The 14,827-nt window shown below is 71.2% G+C and carries 12 protein-coding genes; 10 read left to right on the top strand and 2 right to left on the bottom strand.

The window, feature by feature from the left end; translation table 11 throughout:
• Positions 1-340: 340 nt before the first annotated feature.
• The gene (locus tag P5G46_RS15260; RefSeq protein ID WP_239274988.1) at positions 341-1,801 is read right to left on the bottom strand and encodes an NAD(P)H-quinone dehydrogenase; all 1,461 of its coding nucleotides are present in this window, start codon (positions 1,799-1,801) and stop codon (positions 341-343) included.
• Positions 1,802-1,868: 67 nt separating this feature from the next.
• Between P5G46_RS15260 and P5G46_RS15255 the strand changes: the two genes are divergently transcribed.
• The 3 genes from P5G46_RS15255 (at position 1,869) to P5G46_RS15245 (ending at position 5,503) form a co-directional block, all read left to right on the top strand.
• Entirely contained in the window at positions 1,869-2,702 is an 834-nt protein-coding gene (locus P5G46_RS15255; protein ID WP_239274987.1) for a purine-nucleoside phosphorylase, read from the top strand.
• The gene (locus tag P5G46_RS15250; protein ID WP_408905988.1) at positions 2,699-4,357 is read left to right on the top strand and encodes a phospho-sugar mutase; all 1,659 of its coding nucleotides are present in this window, start codon (positions 2,699-2,701) and stop codon (positions 4,355-4,357) included. The genes P5G46_RS15255 and P5G46_RS15250 overlap by 4 nt, the downstream gene beginning before the upstream one ends.
• Positions 4,358-4,549: 192 nt before the next feature.
• Positions 4,550-5,503 carry a hypothetical protein gene (locus P5G46_RS15245; protein ID WP_408905987.1) on the top strand — a complete coding sequence of 318 codons (954 nt, stop codon included), beginning with the start codon at positions 4,550-4,552 and terminating at the stop codon, positions 5,501-5,503.
• A 351-nt stretch (positions 5,504-5,854) separates the two neighbouring features.
• Here the strand turns inward: P5G46_RS15245 and P5G46_RS15240 are convergent, their stop codons facing one another.
• Complete coding sequence (locus P5G46_RS15240; RefSeq protein WP_408905986.1) at positions 5,855-7,783, bottom strand: BglG family transcription antiterminator; 1,929 nt, start codon at positions 7,781-7,783, stop codon at positions 5,855-5,857.
• Positions 7,784-7,948: 165 nt separating this feature from the next.
• Between P5G46_RS15240 and P5G46_RS15235 the strand changes: the two genes are divergently transcribed.
• The 7 genes from P5G46_RS15235 (at position 7,949) to P5G46_RS15205 (ending at position 14,410) form a co-directional block, all read left to right on the top strand.
• Positions 7,949-8,275: a PTS sugar transporter subunit IIB gene (locus P5G46_RS15235; RefSeq protein WP_239274983.1), complete on the top strand. Its 327-nt coding sequence runs from the start codon at positions 7,949-7,951 to the stop codon at positions 8,273-8,275.
• 24 nt (positions 8,276-8,299) lie between these two features.
• Entirely contained in the window at positions 8,300-8,575 is a 276-nt protein-coding gene (locus tag P5G46_RS15230; protein ID WP_239274982.1) for an HPr family phosphocarrier protein, read from the top strand.
• Between the two features lie 16 nt (positions 8,576-8,591).
• The gene (gene ptsP / locus P5G46_RS15225; RefSeq protein ID WP_239274981.1) at positions 8,592-10,274 is read left to right on the top strand and encodes a phosphoenolpyruvate--protein phosphotransferase; all 1,683 of its coding nucleotides are present in this window, start codon (positions 8,592-8,594) and stop codon (positions 10,272-10,274) included.
• 55 nt (positions 10,275-10,329) lie between these two features.
• Positions 10,330-11,940, top strand: a complete 1,611-nt coding sequence (locus P5G46_RS15220; protein WP_239274980.1) for a PTS mannitol transporter subunit IIBC — start codon at positions 10,330-10,332, stop codon at positions 11,938-11,940.
• A gap of 103 nt (positions 11,941-12,043) precedes the next feature.
• On the top strand, positions 12,044-12,481 hold the full coding sequence (locus tag P5G46_RS15215; protein WP_239274979.1) for a PTS mannitol transporter subunit IIA: 438 nt from the start codon (positions 12,044-12,046) through the stop codon (positions 12,479-12,481).
• Positions 12,478-13,629 carry a mannitol-1-phosphate 5-dehydrogenase gene (locus P5G46_RS15210; RefSeq protein WP_408905985.1) on the top strand — a complete coding sequence of 384 codons (1,152 nt, stop codon included), beginning with the start codon at positions 12,478-12,480 and terminating at the stop codon, positions 13,627-13,629. The genes P5G46_RS15215 and P5G46_RS15210 overlap by 4 nt, the downstream gene beginning before the upstream one ends.
• A gap of 1 nt (position 13,630) precedes the next feature.
• The gene (locus P5G46_RS15205; protein ID WP_408905984.1) at positions 13,631-14,410 is read left to right on the top strand and encodes an alpha/beta hydrolase; all 780 of its coding nucleotides are present in this window, start codon (positions 13,631-13,633) and stop codon (positions 14,408-14,410) included.
• The last annotated feature ends 417 nt before the right edge of the window (positions 14,411-14,827 follow it).

The raw sequence follows: 14,827 nt of genomic DNA, 5'->3' as shown, positions 1-14,827 counted from the left end.
CCGCGGGCCGGTAGCGGAGCGGGCGCGTGTGCCGGCGGCCGGGCGCGGGTGCCGCGGGCCTGGGGCGCCGCGGGGCGGAGCGCCGCGGGCCGGTGGTGGGTTCACGCATAAACGCATTCCGCGCGCAGAAACGCGCGGACACCGCGTTTATGCGCGCGAAAAGCGTTTATGCAGCTCCAACCACGCACGCCAAGCGCTCACGCAACACCGACCACGCACGGCAAGCGCTCACGCAACACCGACCACGCACGGCAAGCGCTCACGCAACACCAACCACGCACGGCAAGCGCTCGCGCAACGCCCCGGCGGGTGAAGCACGGACGCCGCGGCATCCGTCCGGTCAGTCCTCGCCGGGATCGTCGCGATCGACGATGTGCATCGCCCGGGCGGCGTCGGTGATGCTCGACGTGAGCGACGGGTAGACCGCGAAGACGCGGGCGACCTGGTCGACGGTCAGGCGGCGCTCGACCGCGATCGCGATCGGGTAGATCAGCTCCGAGGCCCGCGGCGCGACGATGACACCGCCCATGACGGTGCCGCTTCCCTGCCGCGCGATGATCTTCACGAAGCCGTCGGTGATGCCCTGCATCTTCGCGCGCGGGTTCGCCGACAGCGGCAGCTTTTTCACGACGCCCGCGATTCGGCCGTCGATGACGTCCTGTTCGCTGAAGCCCACCGTCGCGATCTCGGGGGCGGTGAAGATGTTCGCGGTGATGCGCCGCGTCTCGAGCGGGATCACGATGTCGCCCAGCGCGTGGAACACCGCCTGGCGACCCTGCATGGATGCCACGGATGCCAACGGGAAGAAGTTGGTGCAATCGCCCGCGGCGTAGATGTTCGGCACCGACGTGCGCGCGACGCGGTTGACGCGGATGTGACCGGACGGCGTCATCTGCACCCCGGCCTGCTCCAGGCCGATCCCCGCGGTGTTGGGAATGGACCCGACGGCCATGAGGCAGTGGCTGCCCTCGATGGTGCGGCCGTCGGCGAGGGTCACCGTGACACCGTCACCGGTGTTCACCACCGACTCGGCGCGTGCCTTCGCCAGCAGTGTCATGCCGCCGCGCTCGAAGACGCGCTCGAGCACCGCCGCGGCATCCTGGTCCTCTCCCGGGAGCACCTGGTCGCGACTGGACACGAGCGTCACCGTGGCGCCGAGGTTCATGTAGGCGGAGGCGAACTCCGCGCCCGTGACCCCCGAGCCGACCACGATGAGGTGCTGCGGCACCGACTTCATGTTGTACAGCTGCGTCCAGGTGAGGATGCGTTCGCCGTCCGGCCGGGCAGAGGGCAGCTCCCGCGGCGATGCGCCGACCGACACGACGAGCGTCTCGGCCTCGATGCGGTCGAAGTCCGTGCCGCCGGCCTCGGTGGAGACGACGACGGCACCGGATCCGTCGAGGCGTCCGTGGCCGGAGATGATGCGCACGCCGGCCTCGAGCAGCGACGACCGCATGTCGTCGGACTGCTGACGGGCGAGGGAGAGCAACCGCTGGTTCACGGCGGCGAGGTTGATCGCCACCTCGGGGGTCAGAGGCTTGCCGCGGTCGTCCTTGGCGAACAGCTGCACCCCGAGCTCGCTGGCGTTGCGGATGGCCACCGCGGCGTCGGCCGTGGCGATGAGGGTCTTCGAGGGCACGACGTCGGTGATGACGGCGGAACCGCCCACCCCCGCCCGCTCGACCAGGGTCACATCGGCACCCAGCTGGGCGGCCGACAGAGCCGCTTCGTAGCCGCCGGGGCCACCGCCGACGATCGCGACGGACTGCTTGCGCTCGAAGCTCTGCACCATGGCATCCATTCTTCCCTAGTGCGACGCGCGGCCCGGCCGCCTGGCCCCGGATGCCACGGCTTTCTAGAGTGGGTCCATGGCACACAGCAACCTTCACCCGCTCGACGATCCGGCGGCGGACCCGTTCGAGATCGCCGCGGCGGCGGCCGCCGACATTGCACGCCTCTCCGGCGTCGAGCGTCACGACATCGCGGTCACCCTCGGCAGCGGCTGGGGCCGCGCCGCCGAGCTCATTGGCGAGGAGACCGCGTCGTTCCCCGCGACCGAGGTCACCGGCTTCAGCAAGCCCGCGCTCGAGGGACACGTCGGAACGCTCCGCAGTGTCCGGACCCCCGGCGGCAAGAACGTCCTCGTCATCGGCGCGCGGACCCACTACTACGAGGGCCACGGCGTGCGCCGTGTCGTCCACAGCGTCCGCACCGCCGCCGCCACGGGCGCGACCACGATGATCCTCACCAACGGCGCGGGCGGCATCCGTGAGACGTGGAAGCCCGGCCAGCCCGTCCTCATCAGCGACCACATCAACCTCACCGCCGACTCCCCGCTCGAGGGAGCGACCTTCATCGACCTCACCGACCTGTACTCGCAGCGCCTGCGCGACCTGGCACGGACGATCGACCCCACACTCGACGAAGGCGTCTACACCCAGTTCCGCGGTCCGCACTACGAGACTCCCGCCGAAGTGCAGATGGCCAAGACCATCGGCGGCCACATCGTCGGGATGTCGACGGCGCTAGAGGCGATCGCCGCGCGGCAGGCCGGCATGGAGATCCTGGGCTTCTCGCTCATCACGAACCTGGCCGCCGGCATCCAGAAGACACCGCTCAGCCACGAAGAGGTCCTCGAGGCCGGGCGCGAGGCCGAGCCGGTGATCTCTTCGCTGCTGGCTCGCGTGATCGGCGCGCTGTGAACGCCTTCGTCGCGGCGGGCCGCGCGTGGCTCGCCCAGGATCCGGATGCCACCACGCGCGAGGAGCTGACGGAGCTGCTGTCTCGCGTGGAACAGGGGGATGCCGAGGCGGCCGCCGACCTCGAGGACCGTTTCTCCTCCCGCCTCGCCTTCGGCACCGCGGGACTGCGCGGCACGCTCGGCGCCGGGCCGAACCGCATGAACCGGGTGCTCGTCGCGCAGGCGGCGGCGGGCTTCGCGGCCTACCTGGCCGAGCGGGCCGGGGACGCGACCCCGACCGTCGTCGTCGGATACGACGGGCGTCGCAACTCCGACGTGTTCGCCCGCGACTCGGTGGAGATCTTCGCCGGCGCGGGGCTGCGGGCGATCCTGCTGCCGCGGATGCTGCCCACGCCCGTGCTGGCCTTCGCGGTGCGGCACCTCGGCGCCGACGCGGGCGTCATGGTCACCGCCAGCCACAACCCGCCCGACGACAACGGCTACAAGGTCTACCTCGGCGGCGCGGACGACGGCGCGCAGATCGTTTCGCCCGCCGATGCCGAGATCGCCGCGCACATCCAGCGCGTGGCCGATAACGGCGACGTGACGATCCTGCCCCGCTCGGTCGGATATGAGAACGCGCCGGAGTCGCTCGTCGAGGCCTACATCGCCGCGACCGCCGCCGTTGCGCCCGCCCCGGCCGGCGCGGAGGGTCTGCGGTGGGTCTACACCGCGATGCACGGCGTCGGGTGGGAGACGGTCGCGCGCGTCCTCGCCGAGGCCGGGTACCCCGAGCCGACCGTCGTCGCGGCGCAGATCCACCCCGACGGACGGTTCCCGACCGTGGCGTTCCCCAACCCCGAGGAGCCGGGGGCGATGGACCTGGCGTTCGAGACGGCCCGCGCCGTCGACGCCGAGCTCGTCATCGCCAACGACCCGGACGCCGACCGCCTGGCGGTCGCGATCCCGGATGCCGAGGCGGAGGGCGGCTGGCGTCGCCTGACCGGCAACGAGATCGGCCTGCTGCTGGGATGGCGCGCCGCCCGCTCGGCATCCACAGGATCCCTCGCCTGCTCGCTCGTGTCGTCGCCCGGGCTGCAGGTCGTCGCCGAGCATTACGGTCTCGACTTCCGGGCGACCCTTACGGGCTTCAAGTGGATCTCGCGTGCACCCGGACTCGTCTACGGCTTCGAGGAGGCCCTCGGCTACCTCGTCAACCCCGACACCGTGCGCGATAAGGACGGCATCTCCGCCGCCGTGGCATTCCTCGGGCTCGTCGCCGCGGCGCGCGCCGAGGGCCGCACCGTCAGCGATCTGCTGCAGGAGTTCCGCGACACGTTCGGCGCGTTCGCGAGCGATCAGATCTCGGTGCGCGTGACCGACCTGAGCGAGATCGGCGCGATCATGGCATCCCTTCGCGCGCAGCCGCCGTCGGCGGTGGGCGAGGTCGCGGTCGAGCGGATCGACGACCTGCTCCAGGGCGTGGACGGCCTGCCCCCGGGCGATGTGCTGCGCATCTGGCTCGCGGACGGGTCGCGCCTGATCGTGCGTCCGAGCGGCACGGAGCCGAAGCTGAAGCTGTACCTCGACGTGCGCGGCTCCTCGGCGAAGAAGGCCCGTCGCCGCCTCGACGCGCTGCGTGCCGGCGCCGAGGCGCTGCTCGTGTCGCTGCGCTGACGCGGGCGCCGCGCTCTTTCGGTTCGGGGCGCGTTTTGTGCAGTGGGGCGGTCATTGGCCGCCCCACTGCACAAAGACCGCCCCGCTGCCGGAAAAGCCGACGTTCCTCCCCGGGGTGATACATCGGGATGCCATCCACACGAGGGCGGGGATGGGCCCCCGGGGCGGGGACGTTCCGGACACAGTGGGGCGATGACCATCGCTACCGTCCCCCTGATCCGGCGTTCGCAGCTCGCAGAACACGGCTGGCACTCCCGCCGAATCCGTTCCGAGGTGGAGAACGGGTATCTCCGCCCCGTCCGGCCGGGTGTCTACGCCCGCGGTGCGGACGTCGAGAGCCTCCTGCCCGAGCAGAGGATCGCTCTGCGTGCACGGGCGCTCGTACTGGTGAGCGCGAACCGTCCGATCTTCTGCGGAATGACCGCCGCTGCGATCCAGGGGCTTCCCTGCCTCCGCGACGACGGCCTGCTGCACGTGCTCTCCCCGGACTCCCGGCCGAGCGGCGCACGGGGCGTCGTACGTCATCGGGACCTCGCGCGCGACCCGCATTACGTAGAGCTCGACGGCCTCCGATGCACACCCCTCGTCCGGACCGTCGCCGATGTCGCCCGGATGGAGTCGCGCGATGTGGCGGTGACCGTCGTGGATGCCGCCCTCCGGGAGCGCGCGTTCACCCCTCCGGGAGGCTACGACTTCGACGAGGCCGACCGGTTCCGCGAGGAAGCGATGAACTGGACGCAATCAGCCACCCGTGGACGCCGGGCGGCGGAACGGGCGCTGACACTCGGGGACGGGCGGGCGCAGCTCCCCGGCGAGAGTGTGAGCCGTTTACGGCTGCTGGACCTGGGGTTCGCCCCGCCCTCCCTGCAAGTCCCCGTCGCCGGCCCTCGCGGCAGCACGTACTGGATCGACTTCGGGCTCGACGACGTCGGAGCGTGGGGTGAGTTCGACGGGATGGTGAAGTATCGACGACTCGCCGCGAGCGCGGGCAGGGATCCGCAGAGCGTCCTCGAGGAAGAGAAGCGCCGTGAGGATTGGATTCGAGGTACCACGCAACGGCGGTTCGCGCGGTGGGGGTGGGAGCACCTCACCGACGCTGCGACGCTGGGGCGCCGCCTCTCCGCCTTCGGCATCACGCCCGCATGACGTCCGCACCGGGGCGCGATGCGTGCACCGGGGCGGCATCCGTCCAGCCCACGCACCGGGGCGCCATGCGTCCAGCCCACGCGCCGGGGCGCCATCCGTGCACCGGGGCGCACAAGAACCGCTCCACTGCACACCCCGCGCCCCACTGCACACCCCGCGCCCCACAACCCCGCCCCCACACGCCGACCACCGGGGCGGCATCCGTCCAGCCCACGCACCGGGGCGCCATCCGTGCACCGGGGCGCACAAGAACCGCCCCACTGCACACCCCGCGCCCCAGACCGACGGAGCCTGCCCCGGCGCTGCACCCCTTGCGCCCGACACGCGTGAGGGATGCCGCTCAGCGCGGGATCAGCCGTCGATCACCGCGACCAGCTCGTCGAGGAATGCCGGGAAGTCGGTCGCGCGGCGCACGATCCGCTGCACGCTGTCGCGCTCGCTGAACACCTCGACGAACTGCTCGAACACGGTCTGGAACGCCTCGCGGTCGGTCTCGGAGAACGCCACGAGTGCCACCACCTGCACCCGCCCCTCGCCCCACGCGATCGAGGGGTCGGCGATGCCGATCGCGATGCGGGTCTGCGTCGCGGTCATGCCCATCGCGTGCGGCACCGCGAGCGCATCGGTGAACGCCGTGGACGAGATCGCCTCCCGCTCGACCGCGCGCGCGACGTAGTCGTCGTCGATGACCCCCTCGTCGACCAGCATTCCCCCCAGCTGGCGGATGACACCGGCCTCGCCGCCCTCGGCATCCAGTCCGCGAACGAAGGCGTCGGGCGAGAAGTAGCGTTCGAGCTCGGCCCGCAGACGCGCGAGACGCCGCCCGCGGCGTACTCGGGACGCCGCGGCCTGTACGCGCTCGACGTCGGCGTCGGTGAGGAACGGCTGGATGCGCACGAACCGGTCGCCGGGGCGCGGCGGATCGATCGTGGTCAGGACGAGGTCGGTGTCGATCGAGTCCCACGTCGGGTCGATGCGCGTCTCGACACCGACGACTTCGATCGCCTGCCCGAGCGAGCGGTCCACGCTCGAGCGCAGCAGCTCGTGCAGCTCGTAGTAGCCGGGGCACACGATGGTCGCCGTGAGCAGCTGGTCGGAGCGGCGGCTGCGTTCGAGCCGCCCGCCGACGTGCATCGCGATGTAGGCGATCTCGTCGTCGAGGATCGGGATGCCGAGGGCATCCTGCAGCCCCTTGGCGATGTACACCGCGACTTCGAAGATCATCGGATACGTCGACTTCAGGGAACGGGTCAGCGGGTTGCGCGACCACGCCTGCTCCCGCGACCGGTGCAGCAGGTTCTGGACGTGCAGCGCGAGGCGGAGCACGAAGTCGTCGTGGTCGATGTCGACGAGGAACTGGGATGCCGCGGACTCCACGACGGTGCGCACGGCCTCTTCGACCGCCGGGTCCAGGCGCGCGCGCACGTCGTCGGCCGCGGGCGCGCCGGGGGCCACGATGCGCGTAAGGACGAGGGTGGCGAGGTGCCGCAGGTCACCCGCGCCGAGCGGGACGCCGATGTGCTTCAGCGTCAGGGTGTGGAGCAGGTTCGCGACCGCGTCGGCGGCCTCGGACGACTCGCCTCCCGCCGCCCCGAGACCGCGGTCGCGCGTGACGCGGTCGGCGGCGATCGCGATGTGCATGACGACGTCGCCGATGCCGATCTCGTTGACGAAGTACCCGAGCGCGCCGAGACCGGCGACCAGCTCCGCCTTGAAGGGCCCGAACGCGCGCGCCCCCACGGAACGCTCCCCGAGCGTGCGCCGCAGCGCGTCGAGGTCGAACATCCCGGCATCCATTTCGTCGTGCGCGAGCTTGGACAGCAGCCGCCGCTGAGCGACCTCCGTCCCGCGCAGTCGGGCGGTGGATGCCGAGCGCTCGAGGGTCAGCTCGGTTCCGCCGAGGAGCCCGCGCACGCGAGCGAGGTCGGCTTCGAGCGTGGCGGCGCTGACGTGCAGCGAATCGGCGGTCTCGAACACGTCGATGCCGTCCGCGGAGTCGAGCAGTCGCCGCACGAGCGTGTGGAGCCGGTCACGCGGCGTCCCGCTGTCCGGAGTCGAACCGGAGCGCAGCGCCACCGCCGCGTCGGCACCGGCCCGATACCCCAGCGGTCCGGACTCGATCGCCGCTCCCCCGGGCACCCGGGCGTTCACGGCCGTGACGTACGAGCGGATGCTGCGCGGCGTCACGCCCAGCGCGTCGGCCAGCGACGCCGCCGTCGACCACTCCGCGTCTCGCAGCAACAGGGTCAGCAGGCGGTCTTGGCGCGCTTTCGTCGTCACGATCCGTCCTCCGCATCGCCCCCGGATGGCAGCGCTCCCTCCATCCAACCACGCGGTGTCGCCCGCGGCGCGGGAGCGCGGCATCCACGTTCCGGGGGGTGGGAAACGAACCTGGTTGTCCGCTGTGAACGGTGTACCGAGAATCGAGGGAAAGGAGGCGGGTCGATGAGGATCCTCGTGGTGTGCGGCGCGGGTGCGTCGAGCACGTTCGTCGCACAGCGCATTCAACGCGCCGCCCACGATCGCGGCCTCCCCTACTCCGCCTCGGCGGGGACCGTGCGGTCACTCCCGATCGACCTCACCGCGACCGACATCGTCCTCGTCGGCCCGCACCTCGGTCCCGAGCTCGAGCGGATACAGCAGGATGCCGCGATTGAGGGGGTGCGTGTGCTGCTGCTCCCCGAGGACGTCTTCACCGACCTGACCGGTATCCGCACGCTCGCTCTCGTGGAAGAGGCGATGGGCGCGCGGGAATCCGCGGACACCGTCTGACCCGCCGCCGGAAAGGAACACCCCATGCCCCAGCTCACCCGGACGATCCGGATCGGATCGTCGCACGGCCTGCACGCCCGTCCCGCGAAGCTCTTCGCGCAGGCGGCGAAGGAGGCCGGCATCCCGGTGACGATCGCCAAGGACGCCGGAACGCCGGTGAACGCGGCGAGCATTCTGGGGATCATCGCTCTCGGGCTCGAGCAGGGCGACTACGTCACCCTGACCGCCGACGGTGACGCCGCCGAGGCCACTCTCGAGCGTCTCGCCGAGCTGCTGACCACCGACCACGACGCCGAGTAAAGGAAACACCAGAATCATGACGGAACTTCGCGGAGTCGGTATCGGACTCGGTGTGGCCCAGGGCCCCATCGCACGCATGGCGGAACCCCTGCCCGCGCCGAAGGACGCCCCCAGCGAGCTGTCGGTCGAGGAGGAGACGGCGCGCGTACGCGAGGCCGTGGCCCACGTCGCCCGCGAGCTGGAGGCCCGGGGTGCCGAGGCGGGCGGCGCGGCGCGCGACGTGCTCGAAGCGCAGGCGATGATCGCCGAAGACCCCACCCTCGAAGCCGAGGTCGACGCGCGACTGGCGGCCGGCAAGAACGGCGAGTTCGCCGTCCACGATGCCTTCGCCTCGTTCCGCGAACAGCTCATCGCCCTCGGCGGATACCTCGGCGAGCGCGCCGCCGATCTGGACGACGTCGCTCAGCGCGTCATCGCGCGCCTCCGGGGCGTCGCTGCCCCCGGCATCCCGGATCCCGGCCACCCGTTCGTACTCGTCGCGAAGGACCTCGCCCCCGCCGACACCGCGCTGCTCGACCTCGACAAGGTGCTCGCGCTCGTGACCACCGAGGGCGGCCCGACGTCGCACACCGCGATCCTCGCGCGCGAGAAGTCGATCGTCGCCGTCGTCGGCGCCAGCGGCGCGAAGGATCTGGTCGACGGGCAGACGGTGATCGTGGATGCCGCCGCCGGCGTCGTCACGGTCGACCCGAGCGACGATGATCTCGCGCGCGCCAAGAACCGCGCCGATGCGCGCGCCGCCGCCGCGTCGGCCCCCATCACCGACGGAGCCCTCGCCGACGGCACGAAGGTGCCGCTGCTGGCGAACCTCGGCAAGCCCGGCGGCGCCGCGGAGGCGGTGGAGCTCGGAGCCGAGGGTGTCGGACTGTTCCGCACCGAGTTCCTGTTCCTGAGCTCCAGCTCCGCCCCCACGGTCGAGGAGCAGCGCGCCACCTACGTCGAGCTGCTCAGCGCCTTCCCGGGGAAGAAGGTCGTCGTGCGTGTCCTCGACGCCGGCGCCGACAAGCCGCTGCCGTTCCTCAACGACGCGCACGAGGAGAACCCCGCGCTGGGTCTCCGGGGGCTGCGTGCGCTGCGCGCGAGCGAGGACATCCTGCGCGAGCAGCTGACCGCCCTCGCGGAAGCAGATGCCGCCACACGCAAGACCGAGGCCGGGCCCGCCGACCTGTGGGTCATGGCGCCGATGGTGTCGACCGTGGAGGAGACCCGCTACTTCACCGCGCTGGCGAAGGAGTACGGCCTGAAGACCACCGGCGTGATGGTGGAGGTTCCCTCCTCCGCCCTGCTCGCCGACCGCATCCTCCAGATCGCCGACTTCGCCTCGATCGGGACGAACGACCTGACGCAGTACACCCTGGCCGCCGACCGGCTGCTCGGCTCGGTCGCATCGTTCCAGGACCCCTGGCATCCGGCCGTCCTGCGCCTGATCCGCGAGGTCGGCGCCGCCGGCCGCGCCAACGGCAAGCCCGTCGGGATCTGCGGGGAGGCCGCCGCCGACCCGCTGCTGGCCGTGGTGCTCGTCGGCCTCGGGGCGACCACGCTGTCGATGGCCCCCACGGCCCTCGCGGACGTGCGCGCCACACTTCTCGCCCACACTCTCGACGATGCCCGCCGCATCGCCGAGGCAGCCCTGGCCGCCGACGACGCGGCCTCCGCCCGGGAGGCAGCGAAGGCCGCCTCCACCACCCCCGCGGCCTGAGCCGCGCCCCATCCCCGCGACTCCGGTCGCATTCCCACAACAAGGAGACACAGCAATGACGACGACGTCGACGACCACGCAGCAGGGAGGTGTGCGCGTCCGCATCCAGCGGTTCGGCACGTTCCTCTCGGGCATGGTCATGCCCAACATCGCGGCCTTCATCGCGTGGGGCCTCATCACGGCTCTGTTCATCCCCACCGGCTGGCTCGGTTCCGAGTCGCCGGTCGAGGGCTGGCGCTGGGCCGATTCGTACATCCTCGGTGGCGGCACCGGCCCCGACGGGACCGAGTTCCCCGGTCTGGTCGGACCGATCATCACCTACCTGCTCCCGATCCTCATCGCCTTCACCGGCGGTCGAATCGTCCACGGCCACCGCGGTGGCGTCGTCGGCGCTGTCGCCGCGATGGGTGTGATCGTCGGCGCGAACGGCACCATCATGTTCCTCGGCGCGATGATCGCCGGTCCGCTTGCGGCCCTGATCCTCAAGCTCGTCGAGAAGCCGTGGCAGGGCAAGATCAAGCCCGGCTTCGAGATGCTGGTCGACAACTTCTCCGCTGGTTTCGTGGCCTTCTTCTCGGCTCTGGCGGCGTTCTTCTTCCTCGCACCGGTCATGCGTTTCGTGACCGAGGTCCTCGGCAACGCGGTCGGCTGGCTCGTCCAGACCGGACTTCTCCCGCTGGCGAGCATCATCGTCGAACCGGCCAAGGTGCTGTTCCTCAACAACGCCATCAACCACGGTGTCTTCACCCCGCTGGGAACCCAGCAGGTCGTCGACACCGGCCGCAGCCTCCTCTTCCTCGTCGAGGCGAACCCCGGCCCCGGTGCCGGCCTGCTGCTGGCGATCGCCGTGTTCGGCGTCGGCGCCGCCCGCGCCACCGCCCCCGGTGCGTTCATCATCCAGTTCCTCGGTGGCATCCACGAGGTGTACTTCCCGTACGTGCTGGCCAAGCCCATGCTCATCCTCGGCCTCATCGCCGGTGGTGCCACGGGCGTGCTGACGAACGTCATCTTCCAGTCCGGCCTCGTCGCCCCGGCCTCGCCCGGCTCGATCTTCGCCGTGCTCATCAACACCGCTCCGGGCAGCTACCTCGGTGTCGTCCTCTCGGTGGTGCTGTCGGCGGGTGTCACGTTCCTGGTGACCGCTCTCCTGCTGCTGGCCTCGCGCAAGCGTGACCTGGAGCGCGAAGCCGAGAGCGGCGACTCGCTGGCCGCGGCCATCGCCCGTACCGAACTGAACAAGGGCAAGAGCTCGTCGGCCCTGTCCGGCCTGGCCGCCGGCGCCGGCGCTGCCACCGCTCCCACCGCGGGCGCCCAGGCGTCGACCGCCGCGGCGGCCGACCAGGTCGCAGGTGTCTCGACCGCCGACAAGCCGATCCACAACATCGTGTTCGCGTGCGACGCGGGCATGGGGTCGTCGGCCATGGGGGCGAGCGTCCTGCGCAACAAGATCAAGAAGGCGGGCATCGAGAACGTCACGGTGGTCAACAAGGCCATCGCCAACCTCGACCCGGCGGCATCCGACCTGGTGATCACGCAGAACCAGCTCACCGACCGCGCCAAGGCGCAGACCCCCGACGCGATCCACGTGTCGGTGGACAACTTCATGAACTCGCCGAAGTACGACGAGGTCGTGGAGATGGTCCGCGCCCAGCACGAAGCGAAGTAAATCCCTACCACGGAGGGGCCGGAGCGTTCGTTCCGGCCCCTCCGCCTTCCCGTCCGGCTCGCTTCCTGCGAGGCTGGACGGCACGACGAGAAAGGCGAGAACCATGTCAGACGTCCTCCGCATCGAATCCGTCCGCATCCACCCCGGCAGCGCCACGCGCGAGGAGGCCATGAAGGAGGCCGCCGACCTGCTCGAGGCCACGGGCTCCGTCACCGGCGAGTACTTCGCCGCCATGCAGCAGCGTGAAGAGACGGTGTCCACCTACATGGGCAACGAGCTCGCCATTCCCCACGGCACGAACGAGACCAAGCAGGCCATCCTCGCCTCCGGCCTCTCGGTCGTGCGATACGACGGCGGCGTCGACTGGGGCGGGGAGCCGGTGACCTTCGTCATCGGCATCGCCGGCAAGGGCGACGAGCACCTCGAGATCCTCTCCCAGATCGCCATCCTCTTCTCCGAGGAGGACGACGTCGCGCGTCTGAAGGCCGCCTCCTCGCCCGAGGAGCTGTTCCAGGCCCTCGCGGGCTCCGTCAACGCATGAAGGCCGTTCACTTCGGGGCCGGCAACATCGGCCGCGGCTTCGTCGGACTGCTCCTGCACGAGGGCGGGTACGACCTCGTCTTCTCCGACGTCGCGGCTCCGCTCGTCGCCGCGATCAACGCGGCATCCGAGTACACCGTCCACGAGGTCGGCGAGGGCGGCACCGACAAGACGGTGACCGGCTTCCGCGCCATCGACAGCTCGACGGATGCCGAGGCCCTGGTGGACGAGATCGCCACGGCCAACGTGGTCACCACCGCCGTGGGCCCGACGATCCTGAAGTTCGTCGCGCCGCACATCGTCGCCGGTCTCGCCCTGCGCGACCCGTCGCTGCCGCCGCTGCAGATCATGGCCTGCGAGAACGCGATCGGCGCGACCGACCAGCTGCGCGAGCACGTGGTGGAGCTCGCCGGCGAGTCGTGGGACGCGCTGGAGGGCCGTGCGGTGTTCGCCAACACCGCGGTCGATCGCATCGTCCCCGCCCAGGCTCAGGGCGGCGTCGACGTCACCGTCGAGCCCTTCTACGAGTGGGCCATCGAGCGCGGACCGTTCGGCGACACCCCGCCGCACATTCCGGGCGCCCACTTCGTCGACGACCTGACGCCGTACATCGAGCGAAAGCTGTTCACGGTCAACACGGGCCACGCCGCCACGGCATATTTCGGCGCGCAGGCCGGTGTCGAGCGGATCTCCGATGCCCTGGCCGACCCCGCGATCGCCGCGAAGGTCGAGGCGGCCCTGCAGGAGACCAGCGCGCTGCTCGTGCGGAAGCACGAGCTCGACGCCGACGTGCAGGGGCAGTACCGCGACACGATCCTGCAGCGCTTCCGCAACCCGGCCCTGCCCGACACCGTGTGGCGCGTCGGACGCCAGCCGCTGCGCAAGCTCTCGCGCCACGAGCGTTTCGTCGGCCCCGCCGCAGAGGCCATCGAGCGGGGTCTCCCCGTCGATGCGCTGGTCGCAGCGATGGCCGCGGCCCTGGAGTTCCAGGATGCCGAGGACGCCCAGGCCGTCGACCTGCAGCGGCTGCTCGGCGAGCTCGACGCCCACGCCTTCACGGCGGAGGTCACCGACCTCGAGCCGGAGCACCCGCTGTTCCCGCGGATCGTCGAGATCGTGGCCGCGCGACAGGCGGCGTTACGCTCGTGAGGTGACTGACACCGAACCGTCCGCCGGCGGGGCGCCTCGAGCGCCCCGCCGGCGTTTTCGTGTCCTGCGCTGGATCCTGGGGGGCCTCGGTGCTCTCGTGGTGCTGGCGGTCGTCGGCATCCTGATCTACAGCCAGGTCGGTGTCATGCGCGCGGAGCCCGACCCGCTAGCCGAGGCGCGCGCGAACCCCGGGATGACGATCACCGAGGACGGCGCGGGCATCGTGCTCTCCCCCACCGACGGAGACACCGGCCGAGGACTCGTGTTCATCCCCGGCGCGAAGGTCGACGCGCTCGGATACGTCGCCACGTTCGCGGACACCGTCGTCGACGATGGCGTGACGGTCGTGATCACGCGCCCGTGGCTGAACCTCGCGTTCTTCGATCCGCGCCCCCTGTCGACCTTTACCGACCTGGCGCCCGCCGTGGAGTCCTGGGCGGTCGGCGGCCACTCGCTCGGCGGCGTTCGCGCGTGCCAGCTCGCGAGCGACGCCGATGCCCTCGTGCTGTTCGCGTCGTACTGCGCGACAGACCTCACGGCATCCGGGCTCCCCGTGCTGAGCCTCTCGGGCTCGGAGGACGGCCTGTCAACGCCGCAGAAGATCGCCGACGCCGCGACGGAGCTGCCCTCCGACGCCGTGTTCGTGGAGATTCCCGGTGCGTCGCACGCCTCGTTCGGGGCGTACGGCCCCCAAGCCGGCGACGGCACCCCGACGATCGACCGCGCCGAGGTGGATCGGATCATCGCCGACGAGCTCGACACGTTCCTTCCCGCGCCCTGACCCGGCGCCGTTGGTTCGCCGTCGGGCCCTGCCCGCCCTCCAGGCACCGCCGCGTCCGTTCAGCGTCCCCGCCTCACTTCAGTGTCCAAGACACGCGGACGACACGCCCCCGCATCCGCGTGTTCTGGACACTCAACCGCGCCGGGGCGGGCGGGCGGCACGGCGCCCCGCCGACACCCCGCCCCGCCTCAATTCAGTGTCCAAGACACGCGGATGCCACGTCCCCGCATCCGCGTGTTCTGGACACTCAACGGGGGGGGGGGGGGGGTACGGCGCGCCCCGCGAGCCACGACGCCCCCACGCCACTTCAGTGTCCAAGACACGCGGACGCCACGCCCCCGCATCCGCGTGTTCCGGACACTCAGCGGAAAGGGGCGACCTGCCCGGCCGCGCCCCGACGCGCTCAGCGCTGGAAGC

It is taken from the genome of Microbacterium mcarthurae (assembly GCF_046064585.1).
Taxonomy (GTDB): Bacteria; Actinomycetota; Actinomycetes; order Actinomycetales; family Microbacteriaceae; genus Microbacterium; species Microbacterium mcarthurae.
This window is presented reverse-complemented; position numbering and strand designations above follow the sequence as displayed.

Excerpts from the sequence above, each read along its gene's own strand:
- P5G46_RS15260 (WP_239274988.1), bottom strand. The coding sequence starts at position 1,801 with ATGGATGCCATGGTGCAGAGCTTCGAGCGCAAGCAGTCCGTCGCGATC.
- P5G46_RS15255 (WP_239274987.1), top strand. The coding sequence starts at position 1,869 with ATGGCACACAGCAACCTTCACCCGCTCGACGATCCGGCGGCGGACCCG.
- P5G46_RS15245 (WP_408905987.1), top strand. The coding sequence starts at position 4,550 with ATGACCATCGCTACCGTCCCCCTGATCCGGCGTTCGCAGCTCGCAGAA.
- P5G46_RS15235 (WP_239274983.1), top strand. The coding sequence starts at position 7,949 with ATGAGGATCCTCGTGGTGTGCGGCGCGGGTGCGTCGAGCACGTTCGTC.
- P5G46_RS15230 (WP_239274982.1), top strand. The coding sequence starts at position 8,300 with ATGCCCCAGCTCACCCGGACGATCCGGATCGGATCGTCGCACGGCCTG.
- ptsP (WP_239274981.1), top strand. The coding sequence starts at position 8,592 with ATGACGGAACTTCGCGGAGTCGGTATCGGACTCGGTGTGGCCCAGGGC.
- P5G46_RS15220 (WP_239274980.1), top strand. The coding sequence starts at position 10,330 with ATGACGACGACGTCGACGACCACGCAGCAGGGAGGTGTGCGCGTCCGC.
- P5G46_RS15215 (WP_239274979.1), top strand. The coding sequence starts at position 12,044 with ATGTCAGACGTCCTCCGCATCGAATCCGTCCGCATCCACCCCGGCAGC.
- P5G46_RS15210 (WP_408905985.1), top strand. The coding sequence starts at position 12,478 with ATGAAGGCCGTTCACTTCGGGGCCGGCAACATCGGCCGCGGCTTCGTC.